Source organism: Streptomyces sp. NPDC006624 (assembly GCF_040611555.1).
Classification (GTDB): domain Bacteria; phylum Actinomycetota; class Actinomycetes; order Streptomycetales; family Streptomycetaceae; genus Streptomyces.
This window is the reverse complement of sequence record NZ_JBEXOM010000021.1, coordinates 58,334-78,014: the sequence shown is the minus strand read 5'-3', so window position 1 is coordinate 78,014 and position 19,681 is coordinate 58,334. Positions and strand designations below refer to the sequence as shown.

The 19,681-nt window shown below is 69.8% G+C and carries 20 protein-coding genes; 18 read left to right on the top strand and 2 right to left on the bottom strand.

The window, feature by feature from the left end:
• The first annotated feature begins 45 nt into the window (after nucleotides 1-45).
• The 18 genes from ABZY20_RS30305 (at nucleotide 46) to ABZY20_RS30220 (ending at nucleotide 15,939) form a co-directional block, all read left to right on the top strand.
• A complete protein-coding gene (locus ABZY20_RS30305; protein ID WP_356445583.1) occupies nucleotides 46-843 on the top strand; it encodes a YgjP-like metallopeptidase domain-containing protein in 798 nt (265 codons plus the stop codon).
• A 137-nt stretch (nucleotides 844-980) separates the two neighbouring features.
• Complete coding sequence (locus ABZY20_RS30300) at nucleotides 981-1,649, top strand: hypothetical protein (protein WP_356445581.1); 669 nt, start codon at nucleotides 981-983, stop codon at nucleotides 1,647-1,649.
• A gap of 56 nt (nucleotides 1,650-1,705) precedes the next feature.
• Nucleotides 1,706-2,773 (top strand): N-6 DNA methylase, encoded by a 1,068-nt coding sequence (locus ABZY20_RS30295; protein ID WP_356445579.1) that lies wholly within the window; start codon nucleotides 1,706-1,708, stop codon nucleotides 2,771-2,773.
• An 11-nt stretch (nucleotides 2,774-2,784) separates the two neighbouring features.
• Nucleotides 2,785-3,645 (top strand): N-6 DNA methylase, encoded by an 861-nt coding sequence (locus tag ABZY20_RS30290; RefSeq protein ID WP_356445577.1) that lies wholly within the window; start codon nucleotides 2,785-2,787, stop codon nucleotides 3,643-3,645.
• A gap of 108 nt (nucleotides 3,646-3,753) precedes the next feature.
• A complete protein-coding gene (locus tag ABZY20_RS30285) occupies nucleotides 3,754-4,185 on the top strand; it encodes a hypothetical protein (protein ID WP_356445575.1) in 432 nt (143 codons plus the stop codon).
• Between the two features lie 85 nt (nucleotides 4,186-4,270).
• Nucleotides 4,271-4,978, top strand: coding sequence for a hypothetical protein (locus ABZY20_RS30280; protein WP_356445573.1), 708 nt, complete (start codon nucleotides 4,271-4,273; stop codon nucleotides 4,976-4,978).
• A 313-nt stretch (nucleotides 4,979-5,291) separates the two neighbouring features.
• A complete protein-coding gene (locus ABZY20_RS30275; RefSeq protein WP_356445571.1) occupies nucleotides 5,292-5,897 on the top strand; it encodes a hypothetical protein in 606 nt (201 codons plus the stop codon).
• 211 nt (nucleotides 5,898-6,108) lie between these two features.
• Nucleotides 6,109-7,209, top strand: a complete 1,101-nt coding sequence (locus ABZY20_RS30270; protein ID WP_356445569.1) for a phosphoadenosine phosphosulfate reductase family protein — start codon at nucleotides 6,109-6,111, stop codon at nucleotides 7,207-7,209.
• Nucleotides 7,210-7,661: 452 nt separating this feature from the next.
• Nucleotides 7,662-8,066, top strand: coding sequence for a hypothetical protein (locus ABZY20_RS30265; RefSeq protein WP_356445567.1), 405 nt, complete (start codon nucleotides 7,662-7,664; stop codon nucleotides 8,064-8,066).
• 41 nt (nucleotides 8,067-8,107) lie between these two features.
• Complete coding sequence (locus tag ABZY20_RS30260; RefSeq protein WP_356445565.1) at nucleotides 8,108-8,578, top strand: hypothetical protein; 471 nt, start codon at nucleotides 8,108-8,110, stop codon at nucleotides 8,576-8,578.
• Nucleotides 8,579-8,750: 172 nt separating this feature from the next.
• Nucleotides 8,751-9,296 carry a DUF45 domain-containing protein gene (locus ABZY20_RS30255; protein ID WP_051860270.1) on the top strand — a complete coding sequence of 182 codons (546 nt, stop codon included), beginning with the start codon at nucleotides 8,751-8,753 and terminating at the stop codon, nucleotides 9,294-9,296.
• 234 nt (nucleotides 9,297-9,530) lie between these two features.
• Nucleotides 9,531-9,860 (top strand): hypothetical protein, encoded by a 330-nt coding sequence (locus ABZY20_RS30250; protein WP_356445563.1) that lies wholly within the window; start codon nucleotides 9,531-9,533, stop codon nucleotides 9,858-9,860.
• The gene (locus ABZY20_RS30245; RefSeq protein WP_356445561.1) at nucleotides 9,857-10,231 is read left to right on the top strand and encodes a hypothetical protein; all 375 of its coding nucleotides are present in this window, start codon (nucleotides 9,857-9,859) and stop codon (nucleotides 10,229-10,231) included. Before ABZY20_RS30250 ends, ABZY20_RS30245 begins: the two co-directional genes overlap by 4 nt.
• Entirely contained in the window at nucleotides 10,228-11,013 is a 786-nt protein-coding gene (locus tag ABZY20_RS30240; protein WP_007490763.1) for a hypothetical protein, read from the top strand. Before ABZY20_RS30245 ends, ABZY20_RS30240 begins: the two co-directional genes overlap by 4 nt.
• Nucleotides 11,010-11,396: a hypothetical protein gene (locus tag ABZY20_RS30235; RefSeq protein ID WP_356445559.1), complete on the top strand. Its 387-nt coding sequence runs from the start codon at nucleotides 11,010-11,012 to the stop codon at nucleotides 11,394-11,396. Before ABZY20_RS30240 ends, ABZY20_RS30235 begins: the two co-directional genes overlap by 4 nt.
• Before the next feature lie 132 nt (nucleotides 11,397-11,528).
• Nucleotides 11,529-12,683 (top strand): tyrosine-type recombinase/integrase, encoded by a 1,155-nt coding sequence (locus ABZY20_RS30230; RefSeq protein ID WP_062189917.1) that lies wholly within the window; start codon nucleotides 11,529-11,531, stop codon nucleotides 12,681-12,683.
• Nucleotides 12,680-15,274 (top strand): site-specific integrase, encoded by a 2,595-nt coding sequence (locus ABZY20_RS30225; RefSeq protein WP_356445557.1) that lies wholly within the window; start codon nucleotides 12,680-12,682, stop codon nucleotides 15,272-15,274. Before ABZY20_RS30230 ends, ABZY20_RS30225 begins: the two co-directional genes overlap by 4 nt.
• Nucleotides 15,271-15,939: a hypothetical protein gene (locus ABZY20_RS30220; protein WP_356445665.1), complete on the top strand. Its 669-nt coding sequence runs from the start codon at nucleotides 15,271-15,273 to the stop codon at nucleotides 15,937-15,939. The genes ABZY20_RS30225 and ABZY20_RS30220 overlap by 4 nt, the downstream gene beginning before the upstream one ends.
• A 127-nt stretch (nucleotides 15,940-16,066) precedes the next feature.
• On the opposite strand, the gene ABZY20_RS30215 is transcribed toward ABZY20_RS30220, so the two are convergent.
• Together ABZY20_RS30215 and ABZY20_RS30210 are read right to left on the bottom strand one after the other, a co-directional pair.
• The gene (locus ABZY20_RS30215; protein ID WP_356445555.1) at nucleotides 16,067-16,330 is read right to left on the bottom strand and encodes a hypothetical protein; all 264 of its coding nucleotides are present in this window, start codon (nucleotides 16,328-16,330) and stop codon (nucleotides 16,067-16,069) included.
• A gap of 346 nt (nucleotides 16,331-16,676) precedes the next feature.
• The gene (locus ABZY20_RS30210) at nucleotides 16,677-19,679 is read right to left on the bottom strand and encodes a DUF499 domain-containing protein (protein WP_356445553.1); all 3,003 of its coding nucleotides are present in this window, start codon (nucleotides 19,677-19,679) and stop codon (nucleotides 16,677-16,679) included.
• Nucleotides 19,680-19,681: the final 2 nt, after the last annotated feature.

Sequence of the window (19,681 nt, the reverse complement as noted above, 5' to 3'; positions counted from 1 at the left end):
CGCCGGCGCCCCGCCCGCCGGACCGACCGACAGGAGCTCCTTTTCATGAACCCGACCGCCGCCTCGGATGAGGTCCTCATCCGAGGCGTCACCGCGGCCCTGGAAGCCGACGGAATCCTCGCCTCCGGCACCTTCGACGTCGTGGTGTCACATCGGCGTACCACGCATGCAGTGACGACGCGACCGGACGGGCGCCGTGTCGTGCGCATCCTGCCGACGTCGACGGCCGCCGAGATCACGCAGTTCGTCCGCCAGAACGCCCCGCGCCTGGAGGCCCACGCCCGGCAGATGGCCAAGAGGGCGCCCCAGCACCCGAACAGGCGCCTGGTGGACGGCTGTGAGCTGCTCTGGCTCGGCCGCACCATCCGACTGCACCTGGTCGACACTCCCGTTGCGGTCCGCATGCGGCAGCAGGAGGACGGAACGGGACTGCTCGTCGTCTACCGCGGTGACCTGGAGAGGCACGGCGCGCAGCCAGTCATCGACTGGTACGCGCGGGCGGGCCGGGCCTGGCTGGAGGGCGAGGCGCTGGCGCACTGGTCGCGCATGCGGACCCGGCGCCGGCTCCCGCAGTTGGCGGTGCGCGACCTCGGCCGCTGCAACGGGGCCATCTACCAGGAGCGCGCTCACCGGCTGACTCTGCACTGGGCGGTTTTCCAGCTCCCGCCGGCGCTGCTGGAGTACGTCCTGGTGCACGAGCTGGTCCACGGGACGCGCCCGCGGGGTCGATCCCATGGGCCGGAGTTCCGGGCCCGGTTGCTGCGCGCCATGCCCGACGCGCTGATCCGTCACGAGCAGTTCAAGGCGGCGTTCCGGTTCCTGTGGATCGGCACCACTCTCTAGATTGCATAATTGGAATTAGGGACGTAATGTCTATATCCTTGGTCGCGTACCCACGGCGCCTCTGGAGCTGCCGGATCTGAACGCCGCCTCGCCAGTCGCGCCCCCGGCGCGCTTCTCCGACGCAGAAACACAGCAGCATGCACACCCAGCCTCCCGGCCGACCGGCCGAATGGTTCCCCTCCTCCGTCACCCTCAAGGACTGCGGGCCGTATCCGGCCGAAGTCCTCGGCCACCGGCACGACGGCATGATCCAGCCCCGCTTCACCAGCGAGGTGACGGGCCGGATCGCAGCCGAACTCCGGTCGGACGCCTCGATCGCCCTCAACCTCCGGTTCACCGGCGAAGCCATCGAGATCCTCGGCCTCGGCGATCCTCCGAAGGTCCTCGAACGCTGCCAGCCCGACGCCGAAGGCCGCTACGCCCTGGGCCACGGCTTCCTGCCCTGGCGAGAGCACACCACCACCGACCCGGCGGAGTTCGCCCGGGCCCTCGACGAGGCGCAGGCCGGCGGATACCAGCCGGCGGCCCCGGACGCGTGGACGGTCGCCTTCGCCGACCACGGCCATCGCATGGCCGTGCTCGCCGTCTACCGCACTCCGCACGAGGACGCCGCGGCCTACGACGCGCTCTACAACGTGCTGTACGCCAGCGGCCTTTCGTCGTACGAGACCACGGCTGCCCGCGCGGACGGCGCCGAACTCGCAGCCCGGCGCCGGTTCAGCAGCCAGCGCGCCCACGTGGAACCCGACACCGTCGTATGGCCGAAGGTCGCACCCGCCACCCGGCTTCCCGCCGACCCGCGCTGAAACGCAGCGCCGGCCGCACGATCCATCAGCACAGCGCACGAAAGTCAGCTTCACCCATGGCACCATCCGACCTGGGCTCCCGCCTCACCGCAGCCCTCGCCTCCGCCCAGCGGCCCGCACCGGCGGCTCTCGCCCCAGCAGGCCACGCGCAATCCGACGGCACCGCCGACTGCAGCGATCCGGGATGTGCCCGGCACGCCGGCACCACCGACTGTCCACCCTTCCCCATCACACGCCGGCGCGGCTCCGACTTCGGAGAATCCGTCGCCGACGCCTGGTACCGCAGCTGCGGCAGCAGCCGTATGGACATTCCAGCGGGCGTGGTCGCGGCCCTGGCCCTGTGCCCCATCAAGTCCCCAGGCGCGCTCCATGCCGCTCAGCTCTCCCGCTACTTTGCCGCCCAGCCTCCTCGCGTCCTTGCCAAGGGCTACGCCGAGGTGTACGCCGCCACGTGGATGCTGCGCCCCGAGCTCATGGATGTGGCCGCACCGATCTTCCGCTGGACGGAGGAGGACCTCGACGAGCAGGCCCTGCGCGGCGTCGCGGCCGTCACCCGGGCCGCACTGCGCGCGGGTGTACTCCAGTACACCGGCGACAAGGATCCGTACTACCGCTCGGATATCGACCTCATGTCGTGGACCATCACCAATCTGCGGCATCACAGCTCGCGCCGCGGCCTGGGTGAGTACCACACGCCTCCGGAGGTCGCCGACATGATGGCCCGTCTCCTCTATGACGGCGCATCAGACGCCGATTCCGAGCCGGGGCGGGGGCAGTCGTTCAACGAGCCGGCTGCGGGTACCGGCGGCATGTTCCGCTCCATGGTGCAGGCCATGCGCGAACGCGGCTGGGATCCGCACAAGCACGAGTGGGTCATGCAGGAACTCGACCCGATCGCGGCCGCCGGAGCAGCGGTGAACACCGTCGTCTGGGACCTGGGCCCCAAGGCGGTCGTCGCGGTGGGCAACACCCTGGCCCACAGCGACCTGAGCCAGCAGGCCTTCGCGCACCAGCGGAAGATGCAGGCCCACCGAGACCGACTCCGCGACGTCGCCGCCTTCGCCAAGGCCACCCACGACGCCTTCCGCCAGCTCGACACCCTCTTCTCCGCCCGCGCCGCATGAACAGGAACACGATGACCACCCGCCCGCGTGACCTGACCTGGCTTCCGTCCGCGCACGCCCGACGGGCGTTCCTCCCCGAGGATCCCCAGGAGCACGCCCGGCGCCTAATCGACACGATCACGGCGCTGTGGCCCTCCTCGTCGCTGGAGGTCCCCCTGGGCACCACGGCGGCGCTCGCTTTGCTCCCGCTGGCCGATGCGCAGAGCCCGGAACTCGCCCACGACGTCGCCGCTCTGGATCCGGACGACCTCATCGTCGTGCTCCGGCAGATGTGGGCCCACCTGTGGCAGAGCCAGCCGTATCTCGTGGAGCGGGCCGGCCTGCTGTGGCGGTGGCTCGCCGATCCGCCTCAGCAAACCGCGCAGGCCGTGACCGAGATGACCCACCATCTGTTCAAGGGCGGCATCCTCGAGTACGGCGCCGATCCGAAGCGCTATCTGGCGACCGATCTGCTGGGCCGGCTGCTGCAGGCGCTGAGCAACCGCGGGGAGAAGAGCCGCCGCGGCGCCTTCCACACGCCCGACGTCGTCACCAATCACATGGTCGAGTACTTCGCCGACGATCTTCCGCCGGGCACGGTCATCGGCGAGGCGGCGGCCGGCTCGGGCGCCATGTGGCGCGCGCAGGCCCGGATGCTGCATGACCAGGGCCGCGACGCTGCGCATTACCGGTGGGTCGGCGTCGAGATCGACCCCCTTACGGCGGCTGTACTCGGCGCGAACAGCCTGTTGTGGCGTTTGGGGACCGATGTGCTGATCGCCTGCGCGGACGCACTTGCCGGCGACAGCGGTCTGACGCAGGCGCACCAGGAACGCGAGGAGGCGATCGCCCGCCGGGACGCGTTCCTGAGCAGCCTCCACCCACCCCTTTAGATTGCATAATTGGATTTATTGCGGTAGGTTGATGCTGTATCAGGGGATGCCAGCGGGCCCCGAACGCTGCCCGCTGGCACCGCCGCTCACACCACGGAAGGTCCGCCGATGACCACCACGTCCCGCGCCGTCGATATCCGTCCGGTCCTCGACCAGATCAGCCGCCTTCAGGACGACTACGCCGTCCACGAGATCCTGGTCGCCGCCCACGAGCGTCTCACCCGGCTCGAACTGGCAAAGCTCGCCCGGCTGCTCACTCCGGTCATCTCCGAGGTCCAGGCGCGGGAAGACGCCCACGCCCGGCAGCTCGTCGTCCGCGCGGTCGCGTTCGAGCCGACCCGGTCCCAGCCGCAGCCGGTCCGCTACAGCTCAGACGGGCTGTATCTGCCGCTCGCGTCCCGGCACGGACGCGAGTGGATCGAACAGCTCACGGTGCCGCAGGACCTCAAGCCGCAGGCGGAAGCGATCCTCCGCGGGCTCACCAATGCCGCAGTCGGCTCCCTCGCCCCCGGCGAAGAGCTCTACCTCCAGCTCCCGTGAACACCGGGCCCAGCAACACGACCGACCGGCAGCGACCGGCCGCCCGGTGTGCCCGGCCGCTGCCCTTCACCCATGCAGGAACCCCATGACCTCCCGCCACACGCTCGTCTGCCTCCCGCCCCTGAACGACCCGCACGCCTGGGCGGACGCGATCGACGAGGCGATCGCGCCGTACCCCGACGACCTCTACACCTGGACCGCCTACGGGCGATACGACACTCATCTCGCCGTCCGCCCGGACGTCACACCGAGCGACGGGAGTCTCGTCCAGAGCTCACGGGCACGCCAGTCCCGCCTTCCCACGTGCAGCGGCGGCCGCCGAGACTTGCTGGACTTCCCCGCGATGCGCACACACCGTGCCGCGCAGGCCTCGCGGCTCCACCGTGCGTGGACGAACGCCACGGCCACCCTGCCCCCGGCCGTCCCCCTCAGCTCCTTCCACCAGCGCCATCCGCAGGACCCCGGCCGGGCACTGCAGGAGTTCCGCGCCCAACCGCAGCTCCAGGTCCTCACCGACCTTGACGCGCCCCGGTCGCACCGCCGGAAAGCCGATACTGCCGCCCTGGTCGCGCTGGACCACGATGCGTTCGTCGAACGCGCCCGGCAGCGGGCCGTTCCCGGCGACCTTCTCCTGACGGTCGACGGCACCCTCCACATCAACCCGTCCTTCATCGACGCCGACGACGACGCCGAGACCCGCAGCACGCGCTACCTGGATCTGGCCAACCGCTACCTCGACGAACTGCCGCCGGATCACCTGGTGTTCAGCCTCGACGTCCGACTCGCCGGATAGGGGCGCCGTCCCCCTTCGATCTGCCTTCCGCCCGCAAGGACCACGCATGCACAACCGACCGAACCCCTCCTCCCTGGCGGCTCTCACGAGCAACAGTCGCTGCTCCCGTTACGAGCGGGGCGGGAGCCGCTGCCACCGGCCGACACGGCGCGCCGACGGGTGGTGCGGCACGTGCGCCGGCTTCCGGCGCCCACAGAAGCCCGCCGACCCGGTAGTCCCGTGCCCGACCGCTCCCTCCACGCGCGAGCCGGTCACGGCCGCCACGGATCGACTGCCTCTGACCTCCGACGAAGCGCACGATCCGCAGCTCGGTGTGACCCGCTCGGCGATCGAGCGGTACTGCGCCACGCACGGGGGCGACCGCGCGACGGCGGAAGCGGAGATCCGCTCGCTGCTGGAAAACCTCATCGCCACCGGCACGCATCAGCGCGTCGAGGGCGGTGCCTGGCGGCTGCTGGCCCAAGAAGGGTTCTCCCTTCTGCTCTCCGCTGATGCGAACCGCGTCCTCGGCTACAGCACCGCGCACCGCGACCGGACCTACGGCCAGGTCAAGGCCGGTGTGCCAAGCCGAAGCCGAAGCCGAAGCGGCCACCGCAGGGACAAGCGCTGGGTCCTCGCGCTGCAAGACGACCTCCCGGTCCGCTTCACCACCCTGGTGCTGCGCCGCTTCGCCCGGGACGTACTCGGCACGGAGTTCACCCGCTCGACGGGGAAGAAGGTGGTCGAGGCCGCGTACAGCCGCAGCACCCACGTACAGCCCGACCCCCCGTCGAACCACGCAGGCCGTCGGCGTGCCACGGACGAGGCCGGTCTGAGGTGGCACTTCGCGTACGAACCCGGTGAGCGTCCGGCAGTCATCCACCTCTCGTGGGAGCCGGGCTGCGGGCCCCAGGCCGCCGCGCAGGAGGGCGGGTCGTGACGACTGCGGGCTGACACGGCAGCTCCGGGCTGCCCGTGGCCTCGTCCAGACGGCACCGGAGCTGCCGATCCGGTGGCGTGCCTTCGACTCATCGCCCCGGTCTGGGGCGGTCGCCCCTCCCACCCCACTACGGGCTCGACCACCGGCTCCCGGGGCATGGCCCAGGCCTCGCCCCGGCCCGATGCGCACCGACCCTCAAGGACGCCCCGCTATGCATACAGACGCCCTCTTCAGCCTGAGCGGCCTCGAGGACCCGCAGGAGGTCCCCGCGGCCGTCCTGGTCGTTCCGAAGCCCAAGCCGAAGCGGAGGCGCAGGCGGGTTGTGCACCCGTCCGTGCCGTTCACGCCGTCGACGACCGTTCCCGATGAGCTGATCCGGGACGCGGACTGGGTGGTCGTGTCGTCTTCCGGAGGCAAGGACAGCCAGGCCATGCTCTCCTATGTCGTCCGCCGCGCGAAGGCTCTGGGGATGCTGGACAAGGTCGTCGTCGTGCACGCGGACCTGGGCCGGGCCGAGTGGGAAGGTACCCGCGAGCTCGCCGAACTGCAGGCCCGCCTGTGCGGGGTCCGACGGTTCGAGGTGGTGACCTCTGGCGTCGACTTCCTCGACCGGGTCGAAACCCGCCACGGCAAACTGAAGGCGAAGGCGGAGGAGGAAGCTCTCGAGCGCGGCGAGAACCCGGCGCAGGCGAAGGTCGCGCCGGCCTGGCCGTCGAGTTCGGCGCGCTGGTGCACGAGCGGCGAAAAACGGGGACCGATCCGGACCCTTTACACCCGGCTCACCAACGAGCTCGCGCACCTGGGGCGTCCCGTGCGGATCTTGGCGTGCATCGGGCAGCGCGCAGCCGAAAGCACCCAGCGGGCAAAGCTCGCCGAGGTGGAGATCGACCGCGGGGCGAGCAACGGGCGCCGGCACATCACGACATGGCGGCCTATTCACACGTGGAACGACCGGAGAGTTTGGCGGGAGATCGCCCGTTCCCGCCTGCCGTACCACCCGGCCTACGACTGGGGAAACCGGCGCCTGAGCTGCGTTTTCTGTGTCCTCGGATGCAACAGCGACCTCGTGAACGGAGCGCGACGCGTGCCGGAGCTCGCCGCGGCGTTCGCCCGGACGGAGGCCAAGATCGGCGCCGACTTCAAGAAGGGCCTGTCGATGCGGGAGATCATCCGACGCGCCGAAGCCCTGGAGGCGGCCGAGGGACCCGCCGCGCGGCCGCCGGCAGGTACGGCGATGGCGGCGCATGTCGGGCGGGCGATGACGACGAAGTACCGCGCCCGTCAAGCTGCGCTGTACGGCCTGGTCGCCTGATCTACCCGGCACGTACGAAGACGCCCTGGGTTCAGCGCAGCGGATCCGCCCCCTTCCGGCGGCAGAAGGACGGCGGCTGACCGCCCGAGGGAGCGAGCGGCAGGCGCCGCCGGCGCTGGTCCACGGCGGGCCGCCCCTCACTGTGACGGATGCCCTGTCGGAGATCCCGGACAGCTGGCCATACCAACTCCGTCGGAGAGCTGACCCGGTTCGCGCTGCGGAGGGTGCTCGGGCCGGCGGGCGGCCAGGTAGCGGGGACGACGATGGTCGGCCCGGTCCCGACGTCCTGGCCGACGACCAGTCAGGGGCCAGGGATGTCGGACACCACCCCCGGAGATTGCATAACTGGATTTACAGATGTATTGTGTGAGTAACGCTGGTGAGTGCCCGGGCGGCTGCCCCGCCACACGTGACGGCACCCACTACCCAGAGCCGACATCCCCGGGAGACCCGTGAACACCCCAGAAATAGATGCCATCAGCAAGATGGACGCCGCCCGGGCCGCTCTCAAGGAGACCACCCCCGAGGTTCTCGACGCGATCTGTGCCGTCGTGGCGGAGCTCTTCCCCGAGGGCAAGTTCCTCTGCGCCAACTCCCTGTTCGTCTACACGGCGGAGGGCCGCCGGACGATCGGCCCCTTGGACCGGCAGCGGAACCCGAAGTACCCCCACCACCTCGTGTGGGAGTGGCCGCTGGACCGGCTGCCCAAGCGCATCACACGGCCACACCTCGGTGCGCACGCGGACTCCAAGAAGCGGACCCTGAAAGGCCTTCTGAGCCAGGCCCGGCGCGCTGGCGCTGAGATCCCGTGCGGCGACATCGGCCGACACTACGCCCCCCGGCTCACCCTCCGCTGAAGGATCACCCCTCGTTCCACCCCGACATCCGGGAGCTTTTCATGCCTTCCACCACGCTGACCGCAACGGCCGTCGCCCGTCTGCGGACGGCCTCCGTGCACCCCGACGGCCACCTGCCCAAGGTGGGCCCGAGGATGCTGCGCCTGTTCGTCACGGAGAAGTACGCCTACCGCAACGACACCGACGGCTTCGTTCTCGACGGCCAAGCCGCCCTCGAGGACCTGAACTGTGCCGACGACTCCCGCCCGTTCATCATCACCGCGGCAGGCCGTCGCGCCGCCCTCAACAGGGGGCAGATCAAGGCCCTGACGGAAGAGATCGGGCCTGACGGGCGGCTCGCCCGAGGAGTGCCGTGGCCGACACAGCAGACCCTGGCGCGGCTTCTGCTCGTCGAGTTCCGCGATGAGCAGGGAAACCCCGCCCCCGGAGACGGAACCCCGTTCCGCACAGGCCTCGGCACGCTGGTCGCCGAGGCCGCGCACCACACCATCCACCCGGACGACGTCGCATAACTGGATTTACTTCGACGTCATTGCGAGTGGTCGCGCGGGGCACGGGTGCACCGCCCCGAGCAGCCGCCGGGGGCGCTCCCGGCCAGCCGACCAACCCCGCACCGCGAAGTTCGCGCCCCTCCGCTCCCATCGCCTCACGACTGCCCCGCCCCGCCCAGAGGAATGCCCTCCCGTGACACTCGCCCGCCGCACGCTCACCAGCGGCTCGTTCAGCATTACCGTCATCACCAGCACCAGCTACACCGACACCCAACTCGCCGTCACGGACACCGGGGAGATCACGGTCACGGGCCCGCTCGGCCTGACCGACGAGACCGTCAAGACCTTCGTGGCGTACAAGGAGGCCTGGATCGGCGCCCGGCTGCAGCACTTGGTCAACGTCGCCGCGGACACCCAGTCCGCCGACGGGCCCTGCCCGAGCTGCTACGTGACGGCCGGATCACTGCACACGGATCTCTGCGACCTCGCCCGGTGCGCCTTCACCGGGTTGCAGCGCTCCGGCTGCGGCCACTTCACCGACCGGTGCAGGACGCCGTGGACCGGACGCCTGCCCGGCGAGGCCGAGTGCCACGAGTACGGGTTCTACGCGCGACTGGGCTCCAGCGGCTGGGAGCCATGCCCGGCCGACCACCCGGACGCCATGCCTGACTTCAACCGGCTCTACACCGAGTGCCGGTGGGATGCCCAAGCCCAGCGCATGCGTCTGATCTCAGACTGACCCCTCGCCCGGCCAGGACTCACTGGTCGGGCCCGCCCCACCCCACGTCATCACCCCGATTGGTCCGCCATGCACGATCCGGCCCTGCCGTCTCAGCCCGCTCCACTCCTCCCCCTGGGGCCGCGCTCGGCCCATGCCCGCGTCGCCCCCGTTCCCCTCTCCCACCCTTTCCGCCCCCACCCAGGAGTCGAGCCGGCGCAGCAGGACGCGGCGGCGGAGCTGCTGCTCTGCGCCTTGCGTGACCACCTACTGGCGGCCGGGCACGAACTGAGCCGATGCACCCTGAAGATGGCCGGTGAGCCCCACCCCCTGGCCGTCGACCTGGTCGATCTCACCTCGGGCCGGCTTGTCGTCGCCCGGGGCACCACCAGCCGCCCGGCCCTCCAGGAAGCCATCGGCGAACTCCTCGACCTGGGCGGACTGTTCGGCGACACCCTCACCAAGACCCTTCTGGTGCCCAAGCCCCCGGACAGCGACCTGACGGGGCTGCTGAGCAGGCTCGGCATCACCTGGCTGTGGCCCAGGGACGCAGACTTCTGCGAGGGCACCCAGTGTCCGGCGTGAACCGCCCGGACGCGGCCCTGACCCAGCCGGTCCCCCGTCCCGCTCTCCTGTCCGAGCTTCAGGCCCTTCTGGCGAGCGGCATTCTCATCGACCGGGCCGGGACACCGCTCGGGGCACCGTGCCGCTGCGGTGGTCTGGTCGACGGCTACACCTGCCCCCTGTCGATGGACTGCCCCGGGTGCGCGGCGCCCGCGGGCCGACGCTGCCGCAGGCCCAGCGGCCACGAGGCCGCCGAACTGCACGTCCCCCGCCTCCGGGCCGCCGGCGCCCTGGACAAGGTCCGCGAGCGCGACGACGACCCCACCCTGCCCGCGCCCTGGCCCGATCTCGACCCGTCCGCCCCGATTCCATCGGAAGACCGCACGCCGTGACCACCACCGCACCACCGCCCGCACCGCCCTTCGAGTTCTTCCTGGGCGCCCACCACCCGGCCTGGCTCGAGACGGCCGACGTCCCCCTGTGTGTCTCACACCGCCGCCTCACAGGCCGGCGCGCCCTGCCACGCGCCCGGCACAGATGGTTCCTCGACAGCGGGGGATTCAGCGAGCTTTCGCTCCACGGAGGGTGGCGCCAGGACGCCCGCACCTACGCGGCGGCGGTCCGCCGCTACCACGAGGAGGTGGGCCAGCTCCACGCCGCCGCCCAGCAGGACTGGATGTGCGAATGGGATGTGCTCCGCAAGACGGGCAAGACGTTGAAGCAGCATCTCGAGCTGACCGTTGCGAACTTCGTCGAACTGCGCTCGCTCGCACCCGACCTGCCGATCATCCCCGTGATCCAGGGGTGGACGTCCGTCAGCTACTTCCAGTGCGTCGACATGTTCGACAAGGCCGGAGTGGACCTGACGAAGGAACCGCTCGTCGGCGTCGGAAGCATCTGCCGCCGCCCACGCCTGGACCTGCCCGTGATGCTGCTGGCGGACCTCGCGCGGGCCGGCATCCGCATCCACGCGTTCGGCTTCAAGAAGGCCGGGCTGAAGATCGCACACAAGAGCGTGGTCTCGGCCGACAGCCTCGCCTGGTCCTACGGCGGCCGCCACGAGCGCGGATGCAGTGAGTCCCACCAGCGCGAGAACAACTGCATGCGCCACGCCCTGTGGTGGCGCCAGGACCTGCTCGACCACATCACCGACGCCCAGCGCAGGTGCCCATGACCTCGATCATCACGCCGCGGCCCGCCGACCTGCGGGCCATGCAGCTCGGCGACCCCCGCGGTTTCACCCAGCGGTGGCGCTACGGCACCCCAACGTGGCGCCACGTCTCCGAAGGCGGGTTCCGAGCCCAGCGCTACGCGGTGACCGCCATCCCGGAGGCCACCGCGAAGGCCTTCGTGCAGCGGCACCACTACCTGTCCGGCTGGCCCGCCGTCCTGCACCACCCCTACGGACTCCTCGACCAGGAGGCGCCACTGGGTGCCGGCGACCTCGCGGTCGAGGGACTGCCGCTGGTGGGCGTCCTGGTGCTGGCCAGCCCCATGAACCCCCGTGTTCTCACGGGCGCCTTCCCGCACCTGGAGCCTTCTATGAACCGCGTCTGAGCGTCGACTGACTCGTTCCGTTCGCGGGCAGGCGGTCCAGTGAGTCGAATCATCCATGCGCCCCTTGATGCACTCGCGCACGGTTCCAACACCGGTTATGTCGTTGAGTGATCGAGCTGCTACATTCCGCTTGTGTTCGCTGCGGACAGGCCGACCGCCGAGATCCTGCGGGTCGAGGTCACTGACACGCTGGCCTACTGGACGGTTCTTGCCGGGCCCACCTTGAGGGTCGTCGAGGACGTGGACGGCTTCCTCCGCCACCTGCGCTTCGGCCGGACCCGCGCGGAATCGACCACAAAGGCGTACGCAGGTCACCTCAAGCGCTTCCACGCCTGGTGCGACGAACAAGGCCTGTCGCGGGAGCACGCGGCCGCCGAGCTCCCGCACTACCTGATGAAGCTGCGGACCACGCCCCGGCTGACGAGCGGCCGCAGCCAGGGGCAGTTGCCACAGGACTCCACGCTCGCTCCCGCCCTGGCGGCAATCCACGGCTTCTACCAGCACTTGGCCGACCTCCGCCGGATCAGTGCGAAGGCGGTCGACGCCCTGTTCGTCACCGCTCCGCACCCGGCGGCAGGAAAACTGGTACTTGAGCCGCGTATCCGCGTCGATCCGCGGCCGAGTCATGCTTCCGGTCGGGCACCGGCCGCCAGCCACGAGGAGTTCGCCGCCCTCCTACGTGCCACGAAGACCGCCCGCGACCGCTGCATAGTCGCTCTGCTCGGTGCGTGCGCGCTGCGCGTCGGCCAGGTCGTCGGCCTGTTGCGCGAGGACATTCACCTCGTCCCGGTCGGCAGTACAGTCCCGGGCTGTCCCTACAGCCTGGGTCCCCACCTGCACCTGGAGAAGCGTGACGGCCATCCGCGCGGGGCGGCGAACAAGAGCCGCGGCACCGTTGTTGTTCCCGTGCCCGAGCCTGTGGTGATGCTCTACGCCGACTGGATGCGCGAACGCCTCACCATCCCCAGGGCGGGCAAGTCCTCTTGGGCCTTCGTGTCGTTCCCAGGTCCCACGGGAGAGCCGGGCGGGCAGGTCCTCGGCACCCGGCGGGTGCAGGATCTTGTGTCGGATCTTGCCCGGGACGCGGGCATTCGGCACATCCATCCGCACATGCTGCGGCATACCTTCGGCGAGACCGCAGCCGACCTCGACGTCGCGCGCGACGTCCTCCAGCGCCTGCTCGGCCACCGCGACGTGGCCAGCCAGAACGTCTACCGCAATCCCTCCGACGCCCGGGTCGCCCACGCCGCCCGGGCTGTGAACGACAAGATCTTCGGACCAGCATGACGACTTCCGCATCTCTGCCCGCCCCAGCCCCCGTGGCCGGGGCGGAACCGGACTGGGACTACCTGGCCCGGCACGGCCTCGACCGCTCCCCGCTCCAGCTGCGCTTCCCTCTGGGCGCCGACTGGCACTCGCTGCGCCGCTGCCGGCACACCGGGTGCGACCGGCCAGCTACGAGCTGGCCGTGGCTGTGCCACCGCTGCGCCTCCGACTGGCGAGAGACCGGCGCCCCCAGCGACATCGACAGCTGGTGTGCGAGCGCGCCCGTGCCGCTCGCCCGCCGCACCTACGCCGAGCACCGGTGCCGGGTGGGCTGCGACCGTGCCGCCGAGGTCCACGGCCTGTGCAAGAGCTGCGCCTCCGAGCGCCGGATGCTCCGGCTGACCGTCGAGGAATACCTCGCCCGGGGCCGCGCCCCTCGTCCGGGCTTCGGGAAGTGCCTGGTCCGCGTGTGCCCGCGCATGGCCGTGGTGCGGCGGAGCCGGCTGTGCCTGCCCCACCAGAAGCAGTGGTCCAACGCGGGGACGCCCGACCGCGAGGCGTGGGCGCTGACCGCAGCAGCGGTCTATACGTCCGTCGACGTGGTCCCGCTCGTCGATCTTGCGCCGGCGGTCGTGGTGCAGGTGCTGCGCGGCTACGAGGCCCAGCTGCGTCAGGGCGGCCGGATCAACCCCGCCCAGGTCAAGTCGGCGGTGCGCTGGTTGTGCGACAACTCGGTCGATGACCTGGCCGCCGCGGAACTGCCGGCCAAGGGCGCGAAGACGACGTACCTGCGGCTGTGGCAGCGGACCCTGCCGCTCCTGGAGGCCGACCCGGCCACCGAGCACACCCGGACCCTGGTCAGGCTGCACATCCTCAACCCCCGCTACGAGGGCGGGAGCGTCGATCTGGGGGACGTCCACGCTCCCTGGGTCACGCACCTCGCCCAGCAGTACCTCCTGCGCCTCGCCGCCAGCGGCGCCTCCTCGGCACGGCTGATGCTCGTCGGCTTCGCGGCCCGGTGGTTCGCGATGTTCCTTCGCACCCTGCCCGGCGAGGGCCGACGGCCGGGCGACGTCGGCCGCGACGGCATGCTCGCCTACCTGCGCTGGATGACGCACCGAGCTCGCGACACCAGCGACTACCAGCTCCTCAACAACGGCGACCCGGTCCGGCAGATCGTCGCCGAGCGCCTCCTGCCCTCCCGCCGCAGCGCCGGACCGTTGCTGGTCACCCCGGTGCGCCACTACGAGCTGGTGAAGACGCTGCGTGAGGTCTTCGAACACGGCCGGGCGTGGCTCGCGGATAATCATGCTGCGGATGTCCATCTGCTGGAGATGGACGTGCCGCCGTACCCGGAGAAGGACGACACGGCCAGCGAGCTGGAGGGCCGCTCTCAGGACGCTTTGCCCGAGCAGGTCTTCCTCCAGCTCATGGACGAGCGCCACCTCGCCCTGCTGCCGGCCGGGACCCGCCGCAACTGCGTGGAGCTGGCAATGCGCGTGGGCCGGCGGCCCTGGGAACTCCGCCACCTGGAGTTCGACTGCCTTCAGTGGCACGACATCGATGTGGAGGACCCGGACGGGACGGTGCGCCGCCGGTCCTACCCCTTCCTCGCGTACTGGATGCAGAAGGTCCGCCGGCGGCACAAACTCCCGCTCCATCCCAGCGACGCCGAGGTCATCACCCGCCAGCAGGACCATCTGCGGCGCCAATCCCCGCACCTGTTTCACGAAGACGGACGGCCCCGCTCCACCCGCATGGTGCTGTTCCCCACCCCGCGCCGCTCGCGTGCCAACGCGCTCGGCGAGCGGCCGTACGACAGCAGCACGATCGGCTACTGGCTTCAGACCTGGCTCGACCAGTTCGCCGTGACCGACGAACACGGCAAGCCCTTCGACCCGGCACGGGTGTTCCCCTACGCCTTCCGGCACACCTACGCCCAGCTCCGCGCCGACGCCGGCGTTCCGCTCGACATCCTGCAAGTCCTCATGGCCCACCAGGACCCCTCCACCACCCAGGTCTACTACCGGCCCTCGCACCCCCGGCGGGTGGAAGCGGTGCGCGCCATCGCCGCCAAGTACCAGTTCGACCTCACCGGCGGCCGGATCCGCGCCCGCACCCCCGACGACGATTTGGCCGACCGGATCCGCGCGGGCGTCGGCTCGGTGCCCGTCCCCGCGGGACGCTGCCACGAGATGAACAACGTCCGCGCCGACGGGCACGGCTGCCCGGTGTACAACCGCTGCTTCTCCTGCACCTTCTACACCACCGACTTCACCCACCTGCCTGAGTTGCGCCAATTACGCGCCGGGAAGGCGGAACAGCTCGCCGCGCTGGAGAGCGCCTACGGCACCGTACTCACCGCGGGCTCCTTGAGCGCGGCGAACCTGGAGCTGCTGCGCAGGGAGATCCAGCAGATCGACGAGCTCGTCGGTAAATGCGAAGCCGACATCGGCTCCCTCACCCTCGAGGAACGGACCACGGTGGAGTCCTGGCTCCACACCAGGGACCGGTTCCTCACAGTCATCCCTGTAGCGGCGGTTCTGGCCGGACGCCAGCGTCTGGACGAGCCGACAGTCGACCCGATCGTCACTGAACGGACGACCGGATGACGCGCCCGGCCGCCCCACGCAAGAAGCCTGGCCAGGCGACGATCCCCGCCGCTCGGGTCGAGGTCCTCGATGCTGGCAGGGCAGCCGCCGTGCAACGGCGCCGTGCCGACAGCGAACAGTGCCGACAGCGGGTCCTTGACGTCCTGGCCGCGATGCGCAAGAGCCGCCAGGTCCTCTCCGACGCGGAGATCACCCGGCGGGCCGCCGTCAATCCGCAGTACCTTCAACGCCACCGCGACCTCAAGGCGGAAGCCGAGACCGTCCGTGCCCACCTTGCCCAAGATGGGCCGCGAGCGGCGGCAGCGGCGACCGCACGCAAGGAGGCAGCCCTCGAAGTCGAGAACCGCATGCTTCTGGAACAGAACGCCGCCCTGCAACGGACCCTTCACGAAGTCCAGAACGAGCTACGCACGCTACGCGCCCGCGAACTGGGCGCCCGCCTCCGCGACGGCCTGGACGCCCGCTCCATGCGCGACACGGAGATTGAGGAACTGCGCGAGCAACGAGACACGGCACTCGCGGCCGGCCGCCAAGCTGAGACCGCCATGCAGGCACTCCGCAATGTCAACCAGCGGCTGATGGTCGAGAACAGCCGGCTGATTGCCGCATCTGCTCCGGGGCCAGCCCAGACAGCCTCAGCAGCCTCCAAGCCTCCCGGCCCTTGAGGGTCGCGCATGCCGCGTCGGCGGCAGTCGCGCAGCAGGTCGGCCCACGACTCGGTCGGCTCCCGCAGGCCCTCGGCCAGGGCGATCAGTGTGCAGAAGCGCCTACTCGCCGCCTGAAGACGCCCGCCTAGTCGTCGTTCGGCAGGTACCACCCGTGCTCGCGATGCCTGGGCTCTGGTGGGTTCGGGTTCTCGCGGGCATAGGCCTCGTTTGCACGGCGCGTCATCTCTGCGTCGTAGCGGTGCAGCTCGTCGTAGAGCTTGTCCGCTTCGTTGACATCCCCAGCGGATACGTAACGCTCTCGCAGCGCCTCGCGTTTGTCTGCGAGTTCCGCGTCGGACAGCGGGCGGAGGCTACCGAGGCCACGCGCGATGGAGTTGAAGATGCCCATGCGTCGATGTTGTCACGCTGGGGACTACCGCCGCGCTGTTGTCCGCCAATACCGCCTCGAAGGTGCGCGAAAACGCCCGGCTCGCGGCCGCCGAGATCACCGCGCCGGAAGGCCCCATCCACAACTCTTGACTGTTACTCGAGGTCTTTTGACCGACCACGGCCGTCTCGAACCCGGCGGACGGAGTCCGGCACGGATCTGCGCGCATAGCAGGTGAGGCCCCTCCTCCGGAGGGGCCTCGGCAGTTTCCAGGACCAGTGCCGTCGGCCGTCAACCTCGTTCGACCGCCGACGGCAGCTGGAATGGCCAGCCCTTGTTACAGAGTGGCACGGCCCGGGTCGCGTGCCTAAATCTCCTTGAAGGTGGCCGCGATGCCCAGTTCCTGAAGGCGCTGCTGAATCTGCTCGGCGGCATCGGCGTTGAGGACGACCTGGATCGTTCCCTGCAGATAGCTGATCTGCCGTTCGTCCAGGGCCATGTAGAACGCCCGGAACAGTGCGGCAAACCCGTCGGCGCTGTCGGCGCTGGCCAGCAGGTTACTGGTGAACGAGAACGCCGCCTGCTTGTCCTTGGCGGGTGGAGGGGTGTCGGCGTCTGAACGGCCGCCGCTTGTTGTTCGGCTGTCGTCGTTAGTCGGACCGTTCGACGGGCCGGGGCTAGCTGCGCCGCTCGGGGTCGCCTCATCCGGGGCTTCCGGGGCACTGTTCGTCACACACGGGCCCTCATGGGCTGGTTCGCTGCACGCCGGGCATGCCCGAGGCTGCGGTTTCGCCAGCCGCAGGCTCGTGCTCGCGAGGTTGACCTGCCCAGGTGCGGTGACAGCAACTTCCGTGCCCATGCCGTCGACGATGCTGACGAGGTTCTCGTTGACGGCGTCGTAGATCGCTTGCTGGAGGTCACGGTCGCCGCCGTAGAGCAAGGGCAGCCGCGGGGCGCTGTAGAACGCGGCCCGGATGTCCGAGAGGGTTTTGCCGTAGTCCTGGTCGCGGAGGTTGTGCTGCAGGGCCCTGGGGGTGAACTCCCCTACGTCGAAGACCTTGTCCCGGGCGGCGAGTGCCTTCCAGACGGCGGTGCCGTTGAGGGCGGTGAAGTTGTCGTCGTCGTGCGTGAGCTCGTCGAGGTAGCGTTCTCCGTCCGGATCGGGCTGGGCGAGGAAGACGATGTGCTGGTACGCCCGCTTGAGGGCCTTCTCCAGCTGGTCCTTCGCGGCGGCGAGCTCCTTGGTTCCGGTCGTCTTGAGTTCGCTGTCGTTCTGTACTTCGGGTGCAGCCAGGGCCCTCTGCCGGGCCAGGTACTCGACGGCCAGGCTGCGTACGAGGCTGCGGCGCTGAGTATTCGCTACCGCGTAGACCGCGCTGCTGGCCCACTGGACGGGGAGTCGCTGTGCGCCCTGTCCGAGTCCCATCGCGACGGTGAGCGCCTCAAGGGTCGACTTTTCCATGCCGTTGCGCAGGCTGAACTGCGCAGGGTCGAGCACGATGAGGCGGGTCGTGTAGGCGGTGTCCAGGCCGCTCGTGGCCATGACCTCGGTCGCGGTGCGCTGAAGGTCGGCGGGCAGGAACTTGAGCTCGCGGAACGGGCCGTTGCTGGCCAGTTTCTGGGCGAACTCAGAGATGACCTGGTCACGCTCGTCTTCGGTGATGGTGCGCCGGATATTGGTGACGAGCATTCGGTGGGTGAGCCGGGTGGACAGGAAGTACCGGGCCGGCTTGTTGTTGCCCTGTCCGCGGACGATGTCGAGGGCGCTTATGCCCCGGCCCTGGTCGACGAGTTCGTCGACCACGCTGTCGGCATCCGTGATCGTGTAGCGCATGTCCGGCACGCTGGTGACGGCTTTGACCTCGGGTGCGCTGGCGCCGCGTCCGCGTCCAGGGCGCAGGGTTCCGACGATGCTCGCCAGGAAGATGAAGGTGGCCGCGCGCTCGGCCGCGTGCGGATTGGCTTCGATCCAGGGGGCTTCAGACCGCTCGAGATCCTGTCGGCGTGCGGTTCCCGTGGATCCGTCGTGGTTGACGATCTCGATCTCCGCGAGGCTGCGGTAGTTCGCGATCGTGCGGTCGTCCTCGACAAGGCCGCTGCCCAGGAGTGCTTCGCGAACAGTGCTGTCCGAGAGCGGGAGGTCGCCTGGGCCAATGAGCGCTGGCGCCCACTCACCGGCCTTGCCGCGCTGCTGCAGGGCATACACCGTGGCGGCGAAGATGCGGATCGTTGAGCGGACCCGCTGGAACCCGGTGACCCTGCTCCACTCGTCCTTCGCCAAGGCCATCAGCATGGGGTGGAAGGGATAGCAGGCAGCAACCTCGTCGGACCAGTTGCGTCGCCAGTCAGCACCGATCTGCTCCCAGACGTGCTTGGCCCAGGCCCGGTCGGTGAGCACCGGTTCGTAGAGTGCGGCTGTCGCGGCGAGGACCTCGCGGGCGGGTTCGGTGTCGAACAGTCGCCGGCGCAAGATGTCGGCGAAGTCTCCCACCTCGGTGACCGTGGCCGGGAAGCCGTTGCGTTCAAGCTGGCTGTTGAGGTCGTCGCGGCGTTCCTTGGCGGCAGCCGACAGGGCGGTCTTGTCGGTGTCGGAAGCGATCATCACCACGAGCATGGCTACGTGGGGCACGTCGTTGACTGTGTCGAGCAGGGCTCGGAGGAAGGCCATGTCCTGGGCCGCGAGGTCGGGCTTGTTGCTGCCGTCGAGGCCGTTGCCGATGTAGTCGAGGATCTCGTCGACGATGATCAGCACAGGCCGGTTTACGGCCCGGATTGCCTCGGCGATCTTGTGCTTGTCGCTCCAGAACGGCTGATAGCGCTCGTAGAGGGCGTAGTCCTTGGAGAACAGCCGCCACAAGAACCTTTCGTGAAGGCTGACAGCCGGCCCGTCGAGTTCCTTCACTCCAGCGCCTGCGGTCATGTTGTCGCAGGGAAGAACGACGACATGCGGCTGGCCGAGGTCGCGGGCGAGCGGTCGCCCCATCTTTGCACGTGCCCGCTCGGCGACCCTCTCGCCGAGCTCTGTGGCCAGCAGGACCTCAGGGGCGGCGGCCAGGTGGAAGGCACCGATGCAGGCGTGTGACTTGCCGCCGCCCATGCCCTGGTCGAGACGGGTGACGGCCCGAGCCTTGAGGTAGTCCTCGCCGCCGCCGACACGGACCGCGATCTCGGTGAGTAGGTCGATGAGGCGTTCGGTGGGGTGGGTGATGTCCCCGTAGTAGCCGGCGTCCGCGTACGGCGGCCGATCCGCACCGGTTGCGTGGACGGCCCGGAACAGTGACATCTGCACGTCATCGATCTGGCCGGAGGCATTGAGGATCTCCTGGCGGATCTTCAGTGCCTTCCACCACGGTGTCACGCTCGTCGTCACTG

Bases quoted from the DNA above. Each gene is read 5' to 3' on its own strand.
- ABZY20_RS30280 (WP_356445573.1), top strand. From the start codon at position 4,271: ATGACCTCCCGCCACACGCTCGTCTGCCTCCCGCCCCTGAACGACCCG.
- ABZY20_RS30290 (WP_356445577.1), top strand. From the start codon at position 2,785: ATGACCACCCGCCCGCGTGACCTGACCTGGCTTCCGTCCGCGCACGCC.
- ABZY20_RS30285 (WP_356445575.1), top strand. From the start codon at position 3,754: ATGACCACCACGTCCCGCGCCGTCGATATCCGTCCGGTCCTCGACCAG.
- ABZY20_RS30295 (WP_356445579.1), top strand. From the start codon at position 1,706: ATGGCACCATCCGACCTGGGCTCCCGCCTCACCGCAGCCCTCGCCTCC.
- ABZY20_RS30215 (WP_356445555.1), bottom strand. From the start codon at position 16,330: ATGGGCATCTTCAACTCCATCGCGCGTGGCCTCGGTAGCCTCCGCCCG.
- ABZY20_RS30225 (WP_356445557.1), top strand. From the start codon at position 12,680: ATGACGACTTCCGCATCTCTGCCCGCCCCAGCCCCCGTGGCCGGGGCG.
- ABZY20_RS30235 (WP_356445559.1), top strand. From the start codon at position 11,010: ATGACCTCGATCATCACGCCGCGGCCCGCCGACCTGCGGGCCATGCAG.
- ABZY20_RS30220 (WP_356445665.1), top strand. From the start codon at position 15,271: ATGACGCGCCCGGCCGCCCCACGCAAGAAGCCTGGCCAGGCGACGATC.
- ABZY20_RS30260 (WP_356445565.1), top strand. From the start codon at position 8,108: ATGCCTTCCACCACGCTGACCGCAACGGCCGTCGCCCGTCTGCGGACG.
- ABZY20_RS30305 (WP_356445583.1), top strand. From the start codon at position 46: ATGAACCCGACCGCCGCCTCGGATGAGGTCCTCATCCGAGGCGTCACC.
- ABZY20_RS30270 (WP_356445569.1), top strand. From the start codon at position 6,109: ATGCATACAGACGCCCTCTTCAGCCTGAGCGGCCTCGAGGACCCGCAG.
- ABZY20_RS30300 (WP_356445581.1), top strand. From the start codon at position 981: ATGCACACCCAGCCTCCCGGCCGACCGGCCGAATGGTTCCCCTCCTCC.